At 66.4% G+C, this 3,999-nt stretch carries 6 protein-coding genes; 2 read left to right on the plus strand and 4 right to left on the minus strand.

What is annotated here, in order from left to right; translation table 11 throughout:
- The 3 genes from ACTJJK_RS23085 to ACTJJK_RS23095 all read right to left on the minus strand — a co-directional run.
- The coding region (locus ACTJJK_RS23085; RefSeq protein ID WP_440731357.1) for a hypothetical protein at nucleotides 1-225 on the minus strand (225 nt) is incomplete at its 3' end.
- Between the two features lie 36 nt (nucleotides 226-261).
- Nucleotides 262-489 (minus strand): DUF6289 family protein, encoded by a 228-nt coding sequence (locus ACTJJK_RS23090; protein WP_031374245.1) that lies wholly within the window; start codon nucleotides 487-489, stop codon nucleotides 262-264.
- A 249-nt stretch (nucleotides 490-738) separates the two neighbouring features.
- Nucleotides 739-966, minus strand: a complete 228-nt coding sequence (locus ACTJJK_RS23095) for a DUF6289 family protein (RefSeq protein ID WP_031374244.1) — start codon at nucleotides 964-966, stop codon at nucleotides 739-741.
- Nucleotides 967-1,381: 415 nt separating this feature from the next.
- On the opposite strand from ACTJJK_RS23095, the gene serA reads away from it, so the two are divergent.
- Both serA and ACTJJK_RS23105 read left to right on the plus strand, forming a co-directional pair.
- Nucleotides 1,382-2,944, plus strand: a complete 1,563-nt coding sequence (serA, locus tag ACTJJK_RS23100) for a phosphoglycerate dehydrogenase (RefSeq protein ID WP_031374243.1) — start codon at nucleotides 1,382-1,384, stop codon at nucleotides 2,942-2,944.
- Between the two features lie 2 nt (nucleotides 2,945-2,946).
- A complete protein-coding gene (locus ACTJJK_RS23105; RefSeq protein WP_031374242.1) occupies nucleotides 2,947-3,591 on the plus strand; it encodes a histidine phosphatase family protein in 645 nt (214 codons plus the stop codon).
- 226 nt (nucleotides 3,592-3,817) lie between these two features.
- On the opposite strand, the gene ACTJJK_RS23110 is transcribed toward ACTJJK_RS23105, so the two are convergent.
- The coding region (locus ACTJJK_RS23110; RefSeq protein ID WP_440731358.1) for a hypothetical protein at nucleotides 3,818-3,999 on the minus strand (182 nt) is incomplete at its 5' end.

Raw genomic sequence — 3,999 nt, forward strand, 5'->3', positions numbered from 1 at the left:
TTTTCGATAGGACATCCTTGTCCTATCGAAAAACGCCGCACGTCCTGTGCGGCGCCCTCCGGGTCTCCAGGCGTTCTCGCGAGTTTGATACTGCGCCAAGCTCATCGCGGCAACGGCAACGGCAACGGCAACGGCAACGGCAAGAGCAACAAAGTGGCTGCCCGGCGCGAATCGCAACCCATGCGCCCGCGACCACACCGACGCGCCCAAAAAAGAGGCCGGCATACGCCGGCCTCCTCTCTCCCCAATGCGAAACGACGATCAGCGCGGATTGCAGACCAGGTGGCCGGCGCTGTAGCTGGCGGTGCGTACGCCCGACTCGCTGTAGACGCCCTCGCAGCTCAGCTGCGCCTGGCCGACGACCTTGCCGGCGGCGTCGAAATACACATAGAACTCGCCGATTTCGTCCGGACCCGGCGGGCGGGCGAGGGCGACGGTGGCGACGAGGGCGGCGACGAGGCCGAGACCGAGGGCGAAAGATTTACGCATGACGAACTCCCATCTTTGCTAAGGCAGATTGGATGCCCGGCGCGGTGACGTTCACGGGGCCGGGCAGTGGCGTGATCTTCGATGGTGCGGGCGCGCTGTGCGCCAAGCGTCGCTCACGCTCGACGGTGTCGTGCCGGTGCGCCGATCGCTCAGATCGGTGGTGCAAGACGAACGAGGCGGTCGTTACCGTGCGGATGCGCGACATGGATCGTGCCGCGGCGAAACCGAAGGCGGCGATCGCCGGATCGATCAGATTTCAGGGTCGCAGATGAAATAACCGTCGCTGTAGTTCTTGGTGAACTTGCCCCAGGATTCGCGGGTGTTGTCGCAGCGAATGGCCGAGTAGCCGACCACGGTGCCGTTGTCGTCGTAGTAGGTGTAGAACTGGCCGGGACCGGTGGGGCCGATTGCAGCGACTGCGGCGCCGACCGCGGCGAGCGCCGCGAAGCCGAGCGTCAGAGCGAGTTTCTTGCGCATGGGTGTTCTCTCTTCGGATGCCGGCAGGACGCCGGCGCCACGACGCTAGGACCCGGGTCGCGATTTCTCAATGTGCCATCGCGACTCGATTCGTATCTTTGTGACGCGGTTCCGAAGCGCAATCGTAAATTGCTAATTCCTGCACAAAACGCGTTGCGCCCGGGCAAGGGCGGCGGTCGAACTCATGAACGCGGTCGCGCTTGCCAAGCGGCGGTCCGCTGACTTAGGCTGCGCGGGCAGTCGCGGATTCCCATGCCAGCCGGCCCCGTCTCCCGACCCGTGTCAGATGCCGCCTCATGCGGCGCCGCTGCCCAGCGGCATCGTGGCCCCAGCTTCAGCCTGAGGGCGCGAGATCCAACCGTAGTGCCGGCTCGCTCGTGCTCCGTGGTCTGTCCCCTACGACCTGGAGCTTGCGATGAAAGTACTGGCCTGCGATGGCATTCACGAAGACGGTCTGGCCCTGTTCCGCGATGCGGGCTGGGAAGTCGTCGTATCCGATCCGATCAAAGACACCGCTGCCCTGGCTCAGGCCCTGGTCGGCGTCGACGCCGTGCTGGTGCGTTCGGCGACCAAAGTGCCGGCCGAGGCGATCGCCGACGCCAGCCAGTTGCGCGTGATCGGCCGCGCCGGTGCCGGTGTCGACACCATCGACGTCGATGCCGCCACCCAGCGCGGCATCGCGGTCATGAACGCGCCCGACGGCAACACCCTGGCCGCGGCCGAGCACGCGATCTCGTTGTTGTTCGCGTTGGCCCGCCACATCCCGCGCGCCGACGCTGGCATGAAGGCCGGCGAGTGGCCGAAGGCGGGCCTGACCGGCTTCGAACTCGAAGGCAAGAAGCTCGGCGTGATCGGCCTGGGCCGCATCGGCGGCACCGTCGCACGCAAGGCGCAGGGCATCGGCATGGAAGTCGCCGCGCACGACCCCTTCCTGCCCGCGTCCGCCGCCGGCAAGGGCAGCGTGCCGCTGAAGTCGCTGGAAGAATTGCTGGCCTGGGCCGACGTCGTCACCCTGCACATCCCGCGCACCAAGGAAACCACCAACCTGCTCTCGGAAACGAGCATGCGCGGGATGAAGAAGGGCGCCTACCTGATCAACGCCGCGCGCGGCGGGCTGGTCGATGAAGCCGCCTTGCTGCAGCTGATCGAAGAAGGCCACATCGCCGGCGCCGCGCTCGACACCTTCGTCACCGAACCGCTGCCGGCCGACTCGGCGCTGCGTGCGAATCAGAAGCTGATCCTGACCCCGCACCTGGGCGCCTCGACCAGCGAAGCGCAGCAGGCGGTGAGCACGATCCTGGCCCGCCAGATCATCGATTTCGTCGCCACCGGCGCGGTCGCCGGCTGCGTCAACCTGCCGCCGCTGACCGCCGAAGCCGCGCGCGAATCCGGCCCGTGGATGCCGCTGATGTCCTCGCTGGGCCGCCTCGCCGCGCGCCTGGTGCCGGCGCCGACGCGTCTGGAAATCACCTATGCCGGCCGCACCGATGCGCTCGACACGCGTCCGCTGACGCGCCTGCTGGTGGCAGCCTTGCTCGGCACCGCTTCGGGCCGCGTGACCCCGGTCAACGCTTTGCAGGAAGCGGCCGCGCGCGGCCTGACCGTGGCCGAGACCCTCGGCGGCGACGGCGACGGTTTCGATCGCCTGCTGAAGCTGCGCGTGGTCGGCGAGAAGCGCACCCGCGAGATCGAGGCGACCCTGCATCGCGGCCCGCGCGTGGTGCGTCTGGATGGTGTCGAGATCGAATTCGACCCGCAGGCGCACGTGCTGTTGCTGCGCAACGAAGACCGTCCCGGCATGATCGGCGCGGTCGGCTCGCAGCTCGGCGCGGCCGGCGTCAACATCGTCAACTTCGCCCTGGGTGCGGCCGGCGACGGCCAGGCGCGCGCGGCGATCACCGTCGACCGCCCCGTCAACGAACAGCAGCTCGCGCTGCTGCGCGCGACCCCCGGCATCCTCTCGCTGGCGCAGGTCTGATCATGCGGATCTTGCTTGCCCGTCATGGAGAAACCCCTTGGAATGCCGAAGGCCGCTATCAGGGCCAGGAGGACATTGCCCTGTCGCCGGTCGGCGAAGCCCAGGCCAACGCGCTGGGCGCACGCCTGCGCGACGTCTCGATCACTCGCGCCGTCGCCTCGCCGCTGTCGCGCGCGCGCCGTACCGCCGAGCTCGCCCTCGGCAGCGAACGCGCGAGCCTGTTGCAGTTCGACCCTGGCTTGATGGAAATCGCCCACGGCACCTGGGAAGGCCTGCTCGCCAGCGAAATCCGCGAACGCGACGGCGACCGCCTGCGCGCTTGGCGCGACACCCCGCATGAAGTGTTGATGCCCGGCGGCGAATCGATCGTGCACGTACTCGACCGCGCCTGGCCCGCGTTCGCGCGCGCCTGCGAAGGCCTGCGTGCCGACGACACCTTGCTGGTGGTCGCCCACGACGCCGTCAACCGCGTGCTGTTGTGCAAGGTGCTCGGCATCCCCTTGTCGAAGCTGTGGACCTTCCGCCAGGCGCCGACCACGCTGAACCTGCTCGAAGGCGACAGCGTCGACACCCTCGACGTGGTGCGCTTGAACGACTGCAGCCACCATACCGCCTTGTTCGGCGAGGCGGTGCATCGGGCCTTGTGATCGATTCGGGTTGACCGAAGCGGGCGCTTCTTTGGAGGCGCCCGTTTTTATTTGGGGTTGTGGGAGTGTTCGCGATGCGACCTTCACAGAAGCCGTGATCCATCTTGAAGTTGCGGTTGCATCGGATCGAAGCCTGAAGTTGCACCTGCCTGGCCTCTGCCTCTGCCTTTGTCTCTGCATTTAGGCATTTGGTCTCGGCTTGGCCTTTGCTGTTGCTGTGCGTCGTCTAAGTCTTGCGAAGGCAATTGAAGACCCGGAGGGCGGCCTGCATGGATGCAGGCCGTTTTTCATCGGGACAGGGATGTCCCGTATGAAAAATCCCTGCGAATGCATCGATCGTGCGGGCCCTTGATTCAAAGAAAAGCATTTTTCTTTGGTTACCTTTCTTTTGTTGCTTATGACAAAAGA

Source organism: Lysobacter sp. 22409, assembly GCF_052045105.1.
Taxonomy (GTDB): domain Bacteria; phylum Pseudomonadota; class Gammaproteobacteria; order Xanthomonadales; family Xanthomonadaceae; genus Lysobacter; species Lysobacter antibioticus_B.

Bases quoted from the DNA above. Each gene is read 5' to 3' on its own strand.
- ACTJJK_RS23105 (WP_031374242.1), top strand. From the start codon at position 2,947: ATGCGGATCTTGCTTGCCCGTCATGGAGAAACCCCTTGGAATGCCGAA.
- ACTJJK_RS23090 (WP_031374245.1), bottom strand. From the start codon at position 489: ATGCGTAAATCTTTCGCCCTCGGTCTCGGCCTCGTCGCCGCCCTCGTC.
- ACTJJK_RS23095 (WP_031374244.1), bottom strand. From the start codon at position 966: ATGCGCAAGAAACTCGCTCTGACGCTCGGCTTCGCGGCGCTCGCCGCG.
- serA (WP_031374243.1), top strand. From the start codon at position 1,382: ATGAAAGTACTGGCCTGCGATGGCATTCACGAAGACGGTCTGGCCCTG.